The 14,601-nt window shown below is 71.4% G+C and carries 21 protein-coding genes; 10 read left to right on the forward strand and 11 right to left on the reverse strand.

What is annotated here, in order from left to right:
• Window positions 1-17: 17 nt before the first annotated feature.
• The 4 genes from U5640_RS20305 (at window position 18) to U5640_RS20320 (ending at window position 3,074) form a co-directional block, all read left to right on the forward strand.
• The gene (locus tag U5640_RS20305; RefSeq protein WP_340377187.1) at window positions 18-563 is read left to right on the forward strand and encodes a hypothetical protein; all 546 of its coding nucleotides are present in this window, start codon (window positions 18-20) and stop codon (window positions 561-563) included.
• A gap of 49 nt (window positions 564-612) precedes the next feature.
• The gene (locus tag U5640_RS20310; protein WP_340377188.1) at window positions 613-1,449 is read left to right on the forward strand and encodes a winged helix-turn-helix transcriptional regulator; all 837 of its coding nucleotides are present in this window, start codon (window positions 613-615) and stop codon (window positions 1,447-1,449) included.
• Window positions 1,450-1,569: 120 nt separating this feature from the next.
• Window positions 1,570-2,514 (forward strand): DUF317 domain-containing protein, encoded by a 945-nt coding sequence (locus U5640_RS20315; protein WP_340377189.1) that lies wholly within the window; start codon window positions 1,570-1,572, stop codon window positions 2,512-2,514.
• Between the two features lie 71 nt (window positions 2,515-2,585).
• Entirely contained in the window at window positions 2,586-3,074 is a 489-nt protein-coding gene (locus tag U5640_RS20320; protein WP_340377190.1) for a hypothetical protein, read from the forward strand.
• A gap of 4 nt (window positions 3,075-3,078) precedes the next feature.
• On the opposite strand, the gene U5640_RS20325 is transcribed toward U5640_RS20320, so the two are convergent.
• Window positions 3,079-3,462, reverse strand: a complete 384-nt coding sequence (locus U5640_RS20325; RefSeq protein WP_340377191.1) for a hypothetical protein — start codon at window positions 3,460-3,462, stop codon at window positions 3,079-3,081.
• A 102-nt stretch (window positions 3,463-3,564) separates the two neighbouring features.
• On the opposite strand from U5640_RS20325, the gene U5640_RS20330 reads away from it, so the two are divergent.
• The 6 genes from U5640_RS20330 to U5640_RS20355 all read left to right on the forward strand — a co-directional run bounded on the left by U5640_RS20330 (window position 3,565) and on the right by U5640_RS20355 (window position 5,824).
• Complete coding sequence (locus U5640_RS20330; RefSeq protein ID WP_340377192.1) at window positions 3,565-3,906, forward strand: DUF317 domain-containing protein; 342 nt, start codon at window positions 3,565-3,567, stop codon at window positions 3,904-3,906.
• Between the two features lie 96 nt (window positions 3,907-4,002).
• Window positions 4,003-4,215: a hypothetical protein gene (locus U5640_RS20335; protein ID WP_261690743.1), complete on the forward strand. Its 213-nt coding sequence runs from the start codon at window positions 4,003-4,005 to the stop codon at window positions 4,213-4,215.
• A gap of 103 nt (window positions 4,216-4,318) precedes the next feature.
• Window positions 4,319-4,636 (forward strand): esterase, encoded by a 318-nt coding sequence (locus U5640_RS20340; RefSeq protein ID WP_340377193.1) that lies wholly within the window; start codon window positions 4,319-4,321, stop codon window positions 4,634-4,636.
• Window positions 4,637-4,730: 94 nt separating this feature from the next.
• On the forward strand, window positions 4,731-4,991 hold the full coding sequence (locus tag U5640_RS20345) for a MarR family transcriptional regulator (protein WP_340377194.1): 261 nt from the start codon (window positions 4,731-4,733) through the stop codon (window positions 4,989-4,991).
• A 9-nt stretch (window positions 4,992-5,000) separates the two neighbouring features.
• Window positions 5,001-5,234: a hypothetical protein gene (locus tag U5640_RS20350; protein ID WP_340377195.1), complete on the forward strand. Its 234-nt coding sequence runs from the start codon at window positions 5,001-5,003 to the stop codon at window positions 5,232-5,234.
• Window positions 5,235-5,614: 380 nt separating this feature from the next.
• On the forward strand, window positions 5,615-5,824 hold the full coding sequence (locus U5640_RS20355) for a hypothetical protein (RefSeq protein ID WP_145869552.1): 210 nt from the start codon (window positions 5,615-5,617) through the stop codon (window positions 5,822-5,824).
• 263 nt (window positions 5,825-6,087) lie between these two features.
• Here the strand turns inward: U5640_RS20355 and U5640_RS20360 are convergent, their stop codons facing one another.
• The 10 genes from U5640_RS20360 to U5640_RS20405 all read right to left on the reverse strand — a co-directional run bounded on the left by U5640_RS20360 (window position 6,088) and on the right by U5640_RS20405 (window position 14,503).
• On the reverse strand, window positions 6,088-7,329 hold the full coding sequence (locus tag U5640_RS20360) for a DUF6236 family protein (protein ID WP_340377196.1): 1,242 nt from the start codon (window positions 7,327-7,329) through the stop codon (window positions 6,088-6,090).
• 109 nt (window positions 7,330-7,438) lie between these two features.
• On the reverse strand, window positions 7,439-7,843 hold the full coding sequence (locus U5640_RS20365; RefSeq protein ID WP_340377197.1) for a hypothetical protein: 405 nt from the start codon (window positions 7,841-7,843) through the stop codon (window positions 7,439-7,441).
• Window positions 7,844-7,947: 104 nt separating this feature from the next.
• Complete coding sequence (locus U5640_RS20370; protein ID WP_340377198.1) at window positions 7,948-9,717, reverse strand: mobilization protein; 1,770 nt, start codon at window positions 9,715-9,717, stop codon at window positions 7,948-7,950.
• On the reverse strand, window positions 9,717-10,382 hold the full coding sequence (mobC, locus tag U5640_RS20375) for a plasmid mobilization relaxosome protein MobC (protein ID WP_340377199.1): 666 nt from the start codon (window positions 10,380-10,382) through the stop codon (window positions 9,717-9,719). The genes U5640_RS20370 and mobC overlap by 1 nt, the downstream gene beginning before the upstream one ends.
• Window positions 10,379-10,603, reverse strand: a complete 225-nt coding sequence (locus U5640_RS20380; protein ID WP_340377200.1) for a hypothetical protein — start codon at window positions 10,601-10,603, stop codon at window positions 10,379-10,381. The genes mobC and U5640_RS20380 overlap by 4 nt, the downstream gene beginning before the upstream one ends.
• A gap of 103 nt (window positions 10,604-10,706) precedes the next feature.
• Window positions 10,707-11,774: a DUF2637 domain-containing protein gene (locus tag U5640_RS20385; protein ID WP_340377201.1), complete on the reverse strand. Its 1,068-nt coding sequence runs from the start codon at window positions 11,772-11,774 to the stop codon at window positions 10,707-10,709.
• Window positions 11,771-12,337, reverse strand: coding sequence for a WhiB family transcriptional regulator (locus tag U5640_RS20390; RefSeq protein WP_046918513.1), 567 nt, complete (start codon window positions 12,335-12,337; stop codon window positions 11,771-11,773). Before U5640_RS20390 ends, U5640_RS20385 begins: the two co-directional genes overlap by 4 nt.
• A gap of 117 nt (window positions 12,338-12,454) precedes the next feature.
• Complete coding sequence (locus U5640_RS20395; RefSeq protein WP_340377202.1) at window positions 12,455-13,162, reverse strand: ATP-binding protein; 708 nt, start codon at window positions 13,160-13,162, stop codon at window positions 12,455-12,457.
• Window positions 13,162-14,181 (reverse strand): hypothetical protein, encoded by a 1,020-nt coding sequence (locus U5640_RS20400; RefSeq protein ID WP_340377203.1) that lies wholly within the window; start codon window positions 14,179-14,181, stop codon window positions 13,162-13,164. Before U5640_RS20400 ends, U5640_RS20395 begins: the two co-directional genes overlap by 1 nt.
• 1 nt (window position 14,182) lies before the next feature.
• Entirely contained in the window at window positions 14,183-14,503 is a 321-nt protein-coding gene (locus U5640_RS20405; protein ID WP_340377204.1) for a transcriptional regulator, read from the reverse strand.
• Between the last annotated feature and the right edge of the window lie 98 nt (window positions 14,504-14,601).

The following is a 14,601-nucleotide window of genomic DNA, read 5'->3' on the forward strand; positions in this document are numbered from 1 at the left end:
CGGAAAGGACGTCCCCCATGTCCACCGCGATCTACACCCGCCACTTGGTCGAGCACCGGTACGGCCGCCCGCTGGAGGACCTCCGGCGCGACAGCACGCACGTCGGCTCGGGCGATCCCGTTCTGCCGATCGTGCTGCGGCGGCTCGGTGGTCTGGCCGAGACGAACGCCCATGCCCGTGCCGCCCGCCGCAATCTCGACGCTGCCTGGCAGCGCTGCCGCTCTGGCGAACACGCCCTCGATGACCTCGTGCTGCGGTACGCGGCCGAGGTCGTGGACCTCGAACGCCGGAAGCAGTCGGAAGCCGAGGCAGTCTGGGACCTGCTGGACGTCCGCCTCCTCCTGGACCAGCCTGCCGCCCGCCGGCCTTCGGCCGCCCGGCGATCCGGCCCCGCGCCGGGTGATGAGGACCTCATAGCCGTAGCCCGCCAGGTCGCCGCCCGTCTGCCCCGGCTCAACCGCGAAGCCCTGCGCCAAGGCCTGCGCGCCCGCGGCATCCACGTCAGCAACCGCCGCCTCGGCACGGTACTCCAGCGTCTCCGCGCCGAGCGTGACCTTCACTGATCCGCACCCCGCCGCCAGATTCACCCCTCGTCATAACGGAGTTACCGCCATGTCCGCCCCCGCACAACCCGCAGCCTCCCAGATCGGCCTCGTCGACGCCCAGCTCGTCGAGGAGGCACTGTCCCTGATAGCGCCGAAGTGGACCACCTGGTCGGCACAGACCCTGGCCCAGCAGGACGGCCCCATGCGTGTCCGTGATGTCGCCGCCCGCCTCCCCTTCGTCAGCGAGCAGTTCGTCGGCAAGCGGCTGGCCCAGATGCACGATGACGGGCTGGTGGTCCGAGCCGGTGATCGCCACGGTGCCCCGTACCAGCTCAGCGGGTTCGGCAGCGCACTGTCCCCGGTACACCGGGTGCTGGCCGACTGGTCCCACGCGCACCTGCCGCTCGGCAGGGTGGCCGGTGCCGAGCGCGTCGAGGACGCCGTGCGCCGGCTGCACCTTCGCCACTCGACCGCCGTGATCCACGCCCTCGACGCGGGCGGGCCCATGCGGTTCGTCCACATCGCCGAACAGGCAGGACTGGACAACAGCTTCACCCGGCAGCGCCTGATCCGGCTGCAGCTCGACGGCCTGGTCACCCGCACCGGGCCGCGCCACGGCGATCCGTACGTCCTGACCGCAGCCGGACGGGCACTGGGCCCGGTCTACGCAGCCATCGAGCACTGGAGCAACCCCGTCGCCGCACCACGTCCCGCCCCTGTCCGGGTCGCGGCGGCCACGCGCACCCACACGGGCATCCCGCCGGGGTCGGACGGCATCCGTACCTCAGCGGCCCTGCGGCGGAGCACCGCCGCGCCCAGCTCCCTGTTCAGCCACGCCCCGCAGCCACAACCGCGGGTGCCGGTGGCCGTGGCCGCTCAGTCGGCCTCCTCCCGGGGCCGGTGATCCGGGTGGCACTGAGAGCCAGCCGCTTCACGCCGTTGCCACGGCGCCCCCGTGCAGTCCAGCCGTTCGTTCCTCCGCGCACGCGGGCACGTTCCCCTCCTACACCTCGGAGTCCCGATCGTGAACACCCAGCCCTCCGACCAGCATCCCTATCAAGAGGTACTGGTCAGCCCCATGTACCTGGCTGGCTCCAACGGGACCGGGGACGCTGGCTTCGCCCCTGTCAGTCACTGGCCGCACCACTATCTCGACGAGGGCCCCTGCCAGCTCCTCGTCACCTCGCCCGACCAGCGAATACGGATCGGCTGGTTCGGCGACGACTTCGAACTGTGGAAGATCACCGCCGCCGAGGACGCCGTCTCCGCACCCCGCTGGACGGCAACCTTCAACCACGTCACCCCGGCCGAGATCGTCGCCGGGCTGACCAGCGCTCTGGCCCGCGACCACGCCGAAGCCGAGGCCACCGAAGGCAACGGGCGCTTCTTGACGAGCCCGTCGTTGTACTGGGCTGATGCCGTCCGGCCGCTGACCGATGCCGGCTGGACCCGCGGCGGGGCGGCCGAGCGCGGCACTGTCGAGATCATCGCCCCCGACGGACAAGCAGGCGTTCTGATCGACAACCGCTTCTCTGACCGGGACGACGAAACCGTCAGGCTGTGGGCCGGTCCTCCGGGTTGGGGCACGCGCGCGGAAGCGGTCTTCACAGCCCGCACCCCGACCCACCTGGTCGCGGCGACTGCAGCCGCCATGTCGGACTCGGCCCCGGCGATTCGTGAGCGGCACCAGATCAACCGGAAGGTGGAGCGCCTGGTCACGCTGGTCCCGGTCGGCCAAGCCGCCGATCCTCAGATCTCTCGTGCTCCGACCCCACTCGACGTGCGCCGCACCGCTGTCGCCCAGGCCGTCCACCGCGCCGCACGCGCCCCGCAGACAGCAGCCGACCTCCGCGTGGTGGCCGCTCGCAGTCGCACCGCGACTTCGGCACAGAACCTGTCGGGCAACCTCGCACACTCAGCCGCGGCCAGGCCGCCGGCCAGCCCGTCGGCCCCACGGCACAGCCGCTGACTCCCGCCCCCGGCCCCTCCGAGACGTCGCCTCCGACCGAAGCAGCACCTCCGAATACCGGGAGTTCCGCCATGCCCGACGCCACCGCACTCGATCAGGCCACAGCCATGATCGAGAAAGCCTGGGCCGCCCCCATCGACGTGCTGGAGAACCTCGCGGTCCGCCGCCCCGTCGAGGACCCGCTCCTCCGCTCAGCATTGCATATCCGATCGAGCCTCGCCGTCTCGAACAACGCGGTCGCCGTCCACCAGGACCGCTTGCACGCCCTCACCCGGCCCGGTCATGTGCCGGCCTTCTATGACCTGGAGCGGATCACCAGCTCGGCGGTGGGCCTGCGCGTCGCGCAGGCCGAGAGCCGCACAGCCCTGCAGGCGATCAGTCACGTGATCGAGGCCCGCGAAGCCGCCGTGACCGCGGACCGGGCACCGTCGCTCAGCCTGGCGCAGGCCGCTGTCGCCCGCTCCGCGCACGCGCCGCGCGCCCTTGGCCAACCACCGGACCAGCCCGCCCCGTCGGCCACTGTCCGCCCCACGGTGGCCACGACCGGGCCCGGACGGTAACCGGTCAGCGGGAGTCTTCGTCGCGATGGGCCGCGCCGAACCGGGAGTCCATCGCGCGGGCCAGCTCCACCAACGTCAGCTCGACGCGCCGCCCGTCCGCGATCCGACGCTCCACCACGACTTCCCCGCCACGGTGCCTCCCGGCCTGGATGCCCACGGCCCACTGCCCGTCGGCCACCATCGCTATGTCGCCCACTGTCCACGGCCGCCCGGCGCCACGGATCTTGCGCTCCAGCCCGGCACCGTCCCAGTGTCTGCTCGACTCCGCCACGGCCTGCCCCTTCTGCTCTGTACGGCCCTGCGCCGCAACCCGGTTACGACAACCGGCCGCGCCGATCCATTCCCCGGCCCGCCGACCTCCGCCCTCCTCGACGGCCAGTTCGCCCACGGCAGACCTCACCTTCCCGGAAACGACTACGTACTTCGGCACACCGCATGTCAACGTACGGACCTCGGGAAAACCCGCAGGTCAACGAAGGGACGCCCACTCGTGAACGCTTCCAGCACCCTCCTGCCAGCCGTCGTCCGCCCCGCCGTGGAGGAACGCGCCTGGCTCTCCAGCAACCACTGCGCGAGCCCGGTACTCGAACTGCTCGGCGGGCTCGGCTGGGCGATAGTCGACACCCCGGAGGCCAACGTGCACTGCACCAGCCCGGACGGCCGCGTCTACGTCGGCTGGCTCCCCGAGGACACCACCGCCTGGAAGCGCGGCATCGTCTGGCAGGTCCGGGTCCACCCCTCCGACGCCGAGCCCTGGATCCAGGAGTTCGGCCCCGACACCCCCTCCGAGGCCGTGGCCGGATTCCTCGCCGCGCTCATCGCAAGCCGCTGAACCACCCAGCAGCCGGCCTTGCGCGACCAACTCTGCCTCAACACCCCTGACGCTCTATCACCACACCGCTTCACCCTCGATCCCGGAGGCTCCCCGTTGCCCCAGCACCTGACCGTCGGCCACCTGCTCCGCCAACTTCAGAACCTCGACCCCGACCTGCCGATCCGCCTGGCCGTTAACCCCGACTGGCCCTTTGCCCACTACCTCGGCACCGACGTCGTCGTGGGCGACGGCATGGCGTTCATCGCCGAGGACGGCCAAGAGGGCTACCTCCCGGCATCGGTCCGCAACGCCCTCGCCTGGGCCTGACCCGCCGTACGGACCTGTCCAGGAGGCCCCGATCTCACCGCGCCCCCACCCTTCCACCGCCTACCCGCTGCACACCCTCGCCGTGCGGCCCATGCCGCCGGGAGTGCGCGGCGCAGTGGTCCAGCGCGTCTCCGCCCTCCCGGAGGGACCGTTCGACGTCTCCTGGCTCCCGGCGGGCACCCCTGAACTCCCGCTCGGCCGGCTCCGCCTGCTCTGGGAGCCCGCCTCCCGGGCGGGCTGGGACGTCACCGCCCACCTCGGCCTGGCCACCACCGAGGTCCTCCTCGCCTCCTGGCCCGCCGCCCCCGACGACTGGCCGCGCCTGGTCCGCCCCACCATCCACGAGGTGACCGGCCTGTGCGCCGCCCTCGCGGTCGCCACCGTCGCCTTGGACCTCTCCAACCGCCTCGCCGAAGTCTGACCGCAACCGCAGAAGGCCGCCCCTCGCCGAACCGGCAGGGGCGGCCTTGCCGTACGCCCACCCACGCGCATTACCGACGAACGAGGAGGACACGATGGCCGACGACCAGCAGCTCTGGGGGTATCCGGAGGTCGCCGCCCACATGGGCATCAGCGTCCGGGCCGCCCGCAGCCGCAGGAGCTGGGACACTCTGCCGGAGCCCGACGACACCGGGGTGCAGGACCAGCCACGCTGGAGGCCCGCCACGTTACAGGGCTGGCAGCCGGTCGGCCGAGGGGTGCCGCAGCGACCCGCACGGCACTGCCTCTCACGACGGCACCGCATCCGGCTGACCGGCAGTCGGTCCCACCCGTAGGCTGCGGCCATGACGACCGACTCGCCGATGCCGTCCCCGCCGTTCCCCTCGCCCGACAGCGGCGTGCTCCGGCTGATTGTCGGCAACGCCATCGCGTCGGTCCGCAGCGGCGAAGCCTCGGTGGAGGAGGCGATCCTCCACGCAGCCGTCCACGGCTGGTACGAGGGCCATATCCAGGGCGAGGACGAGTGCCCCGGCTGCGACTTCCGGGGCGAGCTACCCAAGCACGGCAATCGCAGCTGAGCGCGGCCAGATCCGTTCACTCCCGTCTTCGTGCACGACAACAAGAGGGTCGTTCCGTGGCGCACCATGGGCCCTCCTGGGAGCGTGGACGGCATAGCCCACAACCAGCGGGCACGCCCGCCCGTGTAGGTGCGCGTCGTTCCCTCAGCGTCGGTGGGCGGACGGAGGATGACCAAGTGGGCGCCGGAGGCACGTGACCTGTGGCAAGCTCATCTCCTGGGGGAGAGGAACGACTGATGACCCATTACCAATGCGGAACGTGCTCGTTTCAGAGCGACCATCTCGGCGAGGCTCAGCAGCATTCGCAGCAGACGGGCCACGTGTGCATCGGCAAGGACGGTGCCGGGCCAACCGGAGGTAAGTCCGGCAAAGCCGGGGCCGTGGTTACGGTCGGCGCCGGCGTTCTGGCCGCCACCGCCACCGCCCTCGGGGTCCTCGCCTGGAAGTACAAGGGGCTCCAGTCCATGGCTGCCGGACTGGTCGTGCAGTTGGCGGAGTCGACGGCGGAGAACGAGAGCCTGAAGTCGGAGAACGACTACCTGAAGTCGGCCACCGGTGCCTCGAAGACGCTCAAGAGCTACGACTGCTGAGTGAGGGCTTACTGCGGGTACTGCCACTGATGGACAGGTGCCCCGGTGCTCGATGCCGCTGGAAGGTCGAGCGGACGCCGGTGCCCAGTCCGGCGCTAGCTAGCCAGTCTCCGCAGGCCACCCATTCGAAGATCAACTGATCGCAGCGGGTCAGCCGCCGATCAGCGCAGCGGTCCGAGTTACAGAACCCGCCGAAGCACGATCACCTGAGGACCGTGATCAAGCTCGGAAACCGTGTAAAAGAGTGACCTCCGAAGTACGAGCTAGATTCCGGAGCCCGCAGCTCGGCCAAGCGCTCGCGCGACTCGCCGCACCAGCGTGGTCGGCTTCAGGTTCCGTTCCACCCTGAGCAGGTAGCTGACCGGAGAGCCAGCGAGCTGAGCGTCGCGTGCCTCCGCCGTGGCCTGGCGCAGGGTCGCGGCCGCAATCGCGAGACTTCCTCCGGCGATCGGCACGTTGCCTGCCCAGCCGCTCGCCGCCGCGGCGAGGGCGGGTACTTCGAACTTGTAGTTCAGCGCGCTGTAGAAGGTTTTGAGGTTCAGGCCGCTCATGGCCTTGCGCAGGTCCTCAAGAGGCTGGGCGATGCTCTCGTCGAATGTCATCCGGAGGTGGTGTTCGAAGGCTGCGCGGTCTTCGATGCCGCCCACCTGCTCCCGCAGGTCTGCCGCAGCCTTGTCGACTGCTTGTCTGAAGGCACTGAATTCTGCCTTGTAGTCGCTCCGCAGTTGGATGATCTTCGCCACTGGCACCGAGCGCAGGCCGTCCGGGAGGACGCACTGCACGGCCATCAGCCCAAGTCGTGTTGTCTCGTTGGAGCTTGCCGGTCGGGGCAGCTCGCCCAACATGGCAGCAGCGATCCGGTCGCTGTCCCAGCCGTCCGTGGCGCTGTGGGCCGCGACCTGGTCGGTGATCGGTGCGTAGTGCGTACGGCGGGCCAGCTCCTCGGTGAGCACGCACTTGTAGATCCAGGCCAGAACCGGGTCCATGGCCAGCCACGTCACGTCTGCGGATCTGGCGATGCGCGACCGCATGGCCGGCACAGCGAGACCGGCACCGCGTAGGGCGTGGGCGAGCCCTGGGTCTACCTCGTGCGGGTAGAGACCGGCGAGGGGGCGTTCGTCACGCGGAAGCGTTCGCAGGTCGTCAGGCGAGGTCGGCTCGGCGTTGATAATGCGCTCTCCCATCAACAGCTCGGGCTGGTTCCCCTGATGCGTGTGGAAGGGTCGTGTGTCGGCCGTTGCCAGAAAGCGCTGCCTCAGTTCGGTGCCGTGGTCCTCGACAGCCTTCAGGAAGGCTGGGGCGACAGCGGCTGCCGCCTCCCTGGGGTCCACGTCGGTGAGGAAGTTGTCCAGCCCGTCGCGCAGGGCCTTGACCAGGTCCGGGTCGTTGACACGAAAACCGCGTGGTACGACTCGGGCCAGACCCGGCCAGTAGAGGGCGGCGGCCTTGATCCACTGCTCCTTGCGGAAGTGCACGTACGGGTAGTAGAGGCCGATCCGCTGCACTGCTGCCCTTTCACCGCGTCATGTCGGCCTCACCGGATGCGTCCGGGGGCCGACAGCATGCTACGCAAGCGGTGTTCGCTGCTGGTGCAGGGAGCGGAACCGCGCTGCCCTACTCCAGGTAGGTGCCGGCGAACGCGCCGTCGAAGCCGAGTGCGATCAGGCCCTGTCCGACGCTGGGGTACGTCGTCCCGTCCGGGATGGCGATCATGGCGTCGAAGTCGGCTCGGCTGATCTCGGGCTCGAGCCACTGGTTGCCGCAGCGGCAGCGGACCCAGACGTTGCGGCCGTGGTTGATGAGCAGCCAGTCGCGCCGGGCCCGGCAGGCCGAGCACAGCACGGGGATGCCGCGCAGGGACAGCTCCGGCGGATGGCTGAGGCATCGCGTCGCTCCGGGGCCGCTGGGCGGCTGCGTCTCGTACTGCTGCTGCAGCAGCGGATCACTTCCGGCGGGCGCGGCGGGCAGGACGGGGGCCGGCTCTACGTGGTGGTCGGTCGTTCTGAGCACGAGCGTCATCTCCCGGTTGAGGGCCTTCTCTTCATCCGTAACAGCCGGTGGAATCGGTTGTCCAGGGGTTTCGCGCAGTCGGCAGGCCGATGGCGGGCTTGCCGGACTGCTGGTCAGCGGCGCGGCGGGCGGCTGTGCGGGTCCGGTGCGGCGGGCCTCGGCGAGGCCGGGGGGGCGGTCCGGACGCTGGCCGGGTTGGCGGGAGGCGTGGCGCGATCGGTGCCGGCCTGCGGGCGTCGAGTGGCTTCGCCCGGGTGGGCGGGGAGCTGGGCGAGGCGGCGCAGTCGCCAGACCAGGACGTCGTTCACGTTGTCGGCCGTGTCGAGTTCGCGCATGGCGATGGCCTCCTGCAGGAGGGCCTTCGGGTCGTGGCCTGCCTGCTCGGCCTGGGCCAGGGTGGCGGCCAGGGCGTCGTTCTTCGTGCTCGTGCCGGGTCGGGTGCGGTTCTCGGGCAGGGCGGCGCGGATGGTGGTCTCGTAGGTGCGGCGCTGGGCTTCGGGCAAGGCTCGTCCCTGGTCGCGCAGGGCCTGCATGGGTTCGGCGGCGGCCTGGCGGTAGGCGGCGCGAAGGTGCTCGGCGGCCTGTCGGGAGGCTTCGGCCTGCTGGGCGTGACCGCGTGCGGAGTGCCAGCGTGCTGCGGCCAGCGCCACCAGGACGAGGGTGGAGACGAGCATGGCGGTGGTGCCGCCGTCTTCTCCTCGGCCGAGCGCGCCTCCGGCCTGGATGATGCCCCGGGCAGCCGAGCGGATCGCCCGGGTGTCGGCGCGTTCGGCTCGGACGTGGCTGCGGGTGGCGCGTTCGAAGGAGCGGGCGGCGGCGCCGAGTTCGGCGCGGGTGGCGGCCGGGGAGGTCTGGGCGACGGCGTCCAGGAGTTCGCCGACTCCGACGAGTTGGGCTGCGGCTTCGTCGTCGTCGCTGTCCAGGAGGACTGCGGCGCGCTCGGCGATCCCGGTCGCGGTGCGTCGCCCCCGTGCGGGAGGCGACCAGTCCAAGCGGACGCTGTCTGCTTCCGGCAGCGGGGCCCCGTCGGGGGTTCCGTCGGCGAGGCGGCGCTGGATCCTGGGATAGGAGAGGTCGGGGGCCAGGGTCGAGCCCGCGAACCAGACCGGCTCGCGGTCACGGTTGCGGTCGCCGGGCAGCGCGACCGTGTAGCCGAGGATGTCGCCGGAGGGGGCGTGCCGGAGCTTGACTCGCAGGCCCGCCTCGCGAAGGCGGGTGAAGAACTCGTCTTCGCTGGCGGCTCCGGCGACGGCCTGGCGGACGGCTTCGCGCAGCGTCTCGCGCGGTGTCTCGGGTCGGCCGGTCCGCTCGGCTTTGAAGCGCTCGGCGCTGGTGGGCGTCTTGGCTCCGGTGCCGTCGCCGGGCTTGAGCCGGCGCAGGCCCATCTCCTGTTCGATGCGACGGCATTCGGCCTGGGCCTTCTTGAAGTCGTAGTTCATCCTCGGGCGGCGCAGGTCGCCTCGGACCATGGTGGCGAGGATGTGGATGTGGTCGTCGGCGTGGCGTACCGCGACCCAGCGGCAGCCGTCGGGATCGCCTTCGGGGGAGAGGTTGACGGCGTGGACCAGGCGGCGGGCGACGGTGTTCCACTCGTCGTCGGTCAGGGTCCGGTCGCCGGGGTCGGTGCGGACCGAGCAGTGCCAGACGTGCTGGGTCGGCGCCTTGTCGCCGGCCTGCTTGACCCGCAGGTCCAAGGCGGCGGCGAGCCGGGCGAGGGTGACCTTGGGGTCGGGGTCGGGGCTGGTGTCGCGACCGGGGTCGGGGGCGAAGCCGTCCCAACTGCCGATGAGGTGGGGGTCGGTGTGCTCGTCGCGCTTGCCGGGGCCGTACAGGTAGACGAGCAGGCCGTGGGTGCGCGAGCCGCGTCGGATCTTGGGGACCATCAGAGGCGCTTCTTCACCAGGGTGTCGGCCGCGTCGTCCACGCGGGTCAGGACGCGGTTCACGGTCGTCAGGGCTCGGTCGAGTTCGCCGGGGCGGGGCTGTCCTCCGGCGTTGTAGACGAAGGCGATCTGGTTGATGTTGTTGCCGACACGGGAGATGGCGGTGCGCAGGGCGGCCAGCTCGTCGATGGCGGCGTCGAGCTGTTCGTTGGTGTGCGCGGTGGTCGATCCGCGGGCGACGGCGAGGCCGGCGGAGGCGAGGAAACGGGCGACGGTGACGGCGCGCTGTTTGGCGGCGGCGGTGATCTCGGTCTTCTCGGTGTCGGACAGGCGGGTGGTCGTCTTGTGGGTGCGCTGACTCGGGTTGCGGGTGCGGCGGCGCGGCTTGCGGTCGGGGAACGCGGGTTGGCTCGGGCTCTGCTGCTCGCGCGGGGCGCGGTCGTCTGCTTCTCCTCCCCCGACGGGCGCCCCCTGGTGCCGGGAGTCCGGCTGGTCACCGTGCGCCCTCGCTCGGGGACCAGCCGGGCTTCCCCCGCTCCCCTGGGCGGGGGCAAGTGCGTGCGACGGGCCGTAGGACCGTCGTATGCGACAACTTGCTCCGCCTGGAGCCGAGTTGGGGTCACGCTGCGGTCCGGACGTGGTGGCCGCCGGGTCGTTGGCGGTCACCGGCCCGTCTCCGCGTCCTGCTGACGGATGTCGCGGACGATGTCCTCGATCCAGTCCATGGCCAGGACTGGGTGGTGGAGAGTCCAGGGGTGGCTGTGTCGGCACCGTTGCACGGTCCAGGTGTTGTCGGGACCGGATTCGGCGCGGTGGAGGTGGCCGCGCTGGTGCAGGACGGCCAGCCAGGTGTCCACCTCGGCGGGTGTCGCGGGTTTCGTGCGCATGGCAGTGCTCTCCGGTTCACGGGAGGACGTCGTGGGGCGGGCTGTCCGGGGCGGGTGACCGGCCGAGATGTCCGGCTCGGTCACCCGCCCCATGGGGTGGCGGTCAGTTCCGGGGGGTGGTGACCGACTGTCCGTGCTGCTGGCGGAGCTGGACCATCAGGGCGGTCAGCGTGTCGCTGGAGAGCGGGATCTGCTGACCGCGGATCGCCTGGGCGACCACCTTGCGGGTCAGTTTGTCCTCGGCCCTGACCGCCGACCGGGCGATCTCCAACAGCTCCTCGGTGTCCGGGTCAGGTCGCCGGCCACCGGTTGCCCGGGGAGTGCCGTCAGTGACCGGTGGCGGAGTGACCGGCCGGTCAGTCGCCGACGGGAGGTTGCCCGGGTGGCCGTTGACCGGCTCGGTGACGGTCTGTCGGTCACTGACCGCCGGGGTGGTGTCCGGCTGTCCGCCCAGGTCAGCAGCCTTGGGCTCCCTGTCGCGATGGCTGCTGTCCGGGCTGCCGCTGTCCGCCGGGGCGCTGTCCCCGGTCAGTGCCCAGGTAACCGGGGTCTGCTTGTCCAGGGACGGGCGGGGCCGGTCGGTCAGGGCGGTGGCCGGCTGTCCGGCGCTGACCTGACCGGGCGGCGGCTGCCGACGGCCGACCCGGTCAGTCCGAGTGACCGGGAGACACTCGGGCTGACCGGGGTGACCGAGCTGACCGAGGCCATCACGGTCACTTCGGTCGCTGGCCTTGACCGGCCCCCGGGCGATGAGGATGTACAGGTGCACCGCTCCGGCCAGGGCCAGCGGGGCGATGGTGGACAGCACCGCGACCACCGTGTCTCCGAGCCGCAGCCCGGTGGCCGAGGTGTTCTCTTCGTTGAGCCTGACCGCGTGCAGCGCGTTGGCCCAGATGCTGGCGGCGGTGGCCGTGCCGAAGAGGGTCCAGACGTAGAGCCGGGCGCGCAGCGGTGCGTCGCGCAGGACCAGCAGAGCGCGGATGCCGTACGCGATGAACCCGTCGATCACCAAGGGGAAGAGATAGGTCAGCAGCCCCCGGACGTGGATGGCGACGGCCATCTGCTGCAGGGCGTCGTACGACAGGGCGCATCCCGCACCACCCAGGGCGATCACGACCGCGCGGTCCCACCCGGTGACATGCGCCGTGCTCGGCGCGCTCGCGATGCTCACGCCGCCGTCCCGAAGTCGTCGCGGCCCAGCTGCTTGCCGTCGGTCTCAGGGGGAGGGGTGTTCTGCGTCGTCTGCTCCAGGTCTCGATTGCGCAGGGCTCGGCGGGTTTCGCGGTACAGCTTCTGGGCGTGCTCCTCGCTGATCTTCAGGAGCCAGGCCAGGCGCTGTTCGGTGAGGCCGTGGCGGTAGGCGGCACGCACGACCGCGCGGCGCTCGGCCTTGGTGAGGTGGACGTCGCGCCCGGCGACAGTGGCGTTGACCCGGCTGTAGTCGAGGCGGCTGGCGATGTTCTCGTGCAGCGGCTCGCGCTCCTCCTCGGTCATCCCGCCCCGTATGCCGTGGGTATCGCCGCCTTCCAGGGCGGCGTCCAGGCAGGTGCGGCGGACCGGGCACTGGCCGCACAGCGACTTCGCCGCTGCGATCTTGGCGGTCTCGTCGGGCTCGGGGAAGAACATGTCGGGGTCCACCGGGTTGTACTCGGTGCTCTGGCAGACGGCCTGGTCCTGCCAGGTGTGGTCACCGAGCGACCGGTGGCGGGCAGGGCTGATCGTCGTGGTGGTCATGCGGGTTGCTCCGATCGCTCTCCGCGCGCAGGGGCGTCGGCGGAGGGGTGCGCTGGGTCGGGAGGTGCATGGGGCGGCGCGCTGGAGGCGCGGCCCGGCGGTACGGCCGGCGGTGGGTCAGGCGGCGGGACGGTGGCGTCTGCGGTCGACCGGCTCGAACTCGACCCGGGTGGTCATCTGCGCGAGTCGGGAGGTGACGCGGTCGCCGAGGTAGGCCCGGAGGTCCTTGATCGCCAGGTTGGTGGTGATCAGCGTCGGGAGCATGTGGTTGTACCGGCGGTTGATCAGCCGGTACGTCACTTCCTCGACCCACTCGGACGCCTTGGCCGCGCCGAGGTCGTCGATGATCAGCAGCGGGCACCGGCTGACGTCCGCAAGCTCCCGCTCGCTGTCCACCCCGGGGCGAGGGCGCAGGTCGGCGTACAGGTCGGCGGCCGTCGTCGCGCGCCACCGCACGCCCACCCCGGTCCGCACCAGCTGTCGGACCGCCCCGTACGCCTGGTGGGTCTTGCCCGCGCCGACCACCCCGGCCATCAGCAGACTCGGGCCGGTGGCGACCTGCCGCCGGGCTCCCATGCTGGGCGCGACGGCCTGCTGGGCGACGTCCCGGACCCAGTCCAGGACCTGCGGATGGTCGGCGACCGCGCCCTGGTAGCGCGGGGGCATCGCGGCCAGCAGAGCGTCCAGCGGGGAGAAGGACTCGGGCTCGTCGACCAGGGCGGCGACGGCTGCCGGGTCGATGTTGCGGGCGGCCAGGATCCGGGCCATCCGGTCCAGGGTGCCTGCGCCGCCGAGAGTCTGCGGGTCGCGGGTACGGGTGCGCATCACAGCTCCTCGGCGTAGGCGGCGGCAGCGTCGACCGGGTTGGTCCACGCCTGGTGAGCGGGCACGTTAGGCCGGTTTCCCGGCCGCGCCAAACCGGCCGCTCGTGCGTTCATGGCGTCGTTGACCAGGCTCGGCAGGCGGCTGGGGTGGCCCTGGATCTCCGCGAAGCGCTTCAGTCCGGCGCGGACGTGCTCCGGGGCGATCCCCTCGCCGAGGAGTTTCTTGGCGATGCGGCCGAGGTGTCCGATCACGTCGCTGGGCGGACGCTCGTCGCACGCGGCGACGTACTCGCCGATCAGGTCGTTGACCGAGACGGTGGTGGCGGGCGCTGTGCGCCCCGTAGGGAATGAAGATCCAGGATCCAAGATCCTAGATCCAGGCGCCGAGCCCTCTCCGAGGCTTCGGGGAGGCTTTGGGGAGCCCTCGGCGAATGCCTCCCGACCTGCGGCTTTCTTGTCACTGCGATCAGGGGTGCCGGCGAGGCCGGCCAAGGGGTCCTGCCGGGCGGCCGGAGCCCCGCTCCGGGGGACGGGAGGCGTCGGAGCAGGCTGCGAGGGCAGATCGAGGGCTCGGGGAGCGTTCGGCGAAGTCTCGGCGAGTCCTCGGGTAGGGGTGGGCGACGCTTCGGGGTGCCGGGTGCAGGTCCCCTTGCAAGGACCGCACCGGCCCGCCGCTTGGTGCTGCGGGCAGGAGGGCAGTCGGGACTGGCTGGCCTTGTCGATCTTCTGGTGCTCGGACCAGGTCACGACATGGAGGTAGCGGCGGCCGTCGCAGCCGGTGTACCGGCAGAGCAGGCCGGCGTTGGCGAGCTGCTGGAGGTCGTCCTCGACGTGGACGGACGTGTGCTCGGCCCGCAGGGGCCAGAGCAGCCCCGCGATGATCGCGGCGTTGTCCCGATGGCGGCCGTGGTCGTCCGCCTGGGTGAGGAGGCCGAAGAACGTCCGCTCCGCCTCGACGCTCACCTCGGCGAGCGACTCGGAGAAGAACGCCTCCGGCTTGATGGTCCGGATCCGCGCCATGTCAGCGGCCCCGACCGACGAGGTCGCTGCGGGTGAGGGTCGCGGTGGTGAGGTCGAGGGTGTGAGGGCGGGTCCAGTTCACGTCCGGCCAGACCCGCATGATCCAGCGTGCCGCGACCCTGGCGGTCGTCCGGCTCAGCTCGACCGTTGCCCCACCCGCGTCCTTGGCGACGGTGTGCGGGTGGGGCCATGTCTGCGCGGGGTCGGTGAGGCTGACGCGGATGGTGGCCGCCCCAGGGATCATGTCGGCGAGCTGGGCCGCGAGGCGGTGCTGGCGGGCCGTGTCCGGGCATGCCTGGGTTTCGCTCGGCATGGCGAGCATGTGATACTCCGTTGTTCGTAGGAGTGCGGTGCGGCGGTTCTCGTGCAAAAGCCCCGCTGCCCGCGAGATGTGAATCGGCGCCCTTCGGGGCGCCGGCC

Origin of the sequence: Streptomyces sp. SS7 (genome assembly GCF_037993025.1) — a bacterium.
In the GTDB taxonomy this organism is placed as follows: Bacteria; Actinomycetota; Actinomycetes; order Streptomycetales; family Streptomycetaceae; genus Streptomyces.

Coding starts and splice junctions, on each gene's coding strand:
- U5640_RS20305 (WP_340377187.1), top strand. CDS start 18: ATGTCCACCGCGATCTACACCCGCCACTTGGTCGAGCACCGGTACGGC.
- U5640_RS20310 (WP_340377188.1), top strand. CDS start 613: ATGTCCGCCCCCGCACAACCCGCAGCCTCCCAGATCGGCCTCGTCGAC.
- U5640_RS20320 (WP_340377190.1), top strand. CDS start 2,586: ATGCCCGACGCCACCGCACTCGATCAGGCCACAGCCATGATCGAGAAA.
- U5640_RS20345 (WP_340377194.1), top strand. CDS start 4,731: ATGGCCGACGACCAGCAGCTCTGGGGGTATCCGGAGGTCGCCGCCCAC.
- U5640_RS20350 (WP_340377195.1), top strand. CDS start 5,001: ATGACGACCGACTCGCCGATGCCGTCCCCGCCGTTCCCCTCGCCCGAC.
- U5640_RS20365 (WP_340377197.1), bottom strand. CDS start 7,843: ATGACGCTCGTGCTCAGAACGACCGACCACCACGTAGAGCCGGCCCCC.
- U5640_RS20370 (WP_340377198.1), bottom strand. CDS start 9,717: ATGGTCCCCAAGATCCGACGCGGCTCGCGCACCCACGGCCTGCTCGTC.
- U5640_RS20380 (WP_340377200.1), bottom strand. CDS start 10,603: ATGCGCACGAAACCCGCGACACCCGCCGAGGTGGACACCTGGCTGGCC.
- U5640_RS20390 (WP_046918513.1), bottom strand. CDS start 12,337: ATGACCACCACGACGATCAGCCCTGCCCGCCACCGGTCGCTCGGTGAC.
- U5640_RS20395 (WP_340377202.1), bottom strand. CDS start 13,162: ATGCGCACCCGTACCCGCGACCCGCAGACTCTCGGCGGCGCAGGCACC.
- U5640_RS20400 (WP_340377203.1), bottom strand. CDS start 14,181: ATGGCGCGGATCCGGACCATCAAGCCGGAGGCGTTCTTCTCCGAGTCG.
- U5640_RS20405 (WP_340377204.1), bottom strand. CDS start 14,503: ATGCTCGCCATGCCGAGCGAAACCCAGGCATGCCCGGACACGGCCCGC.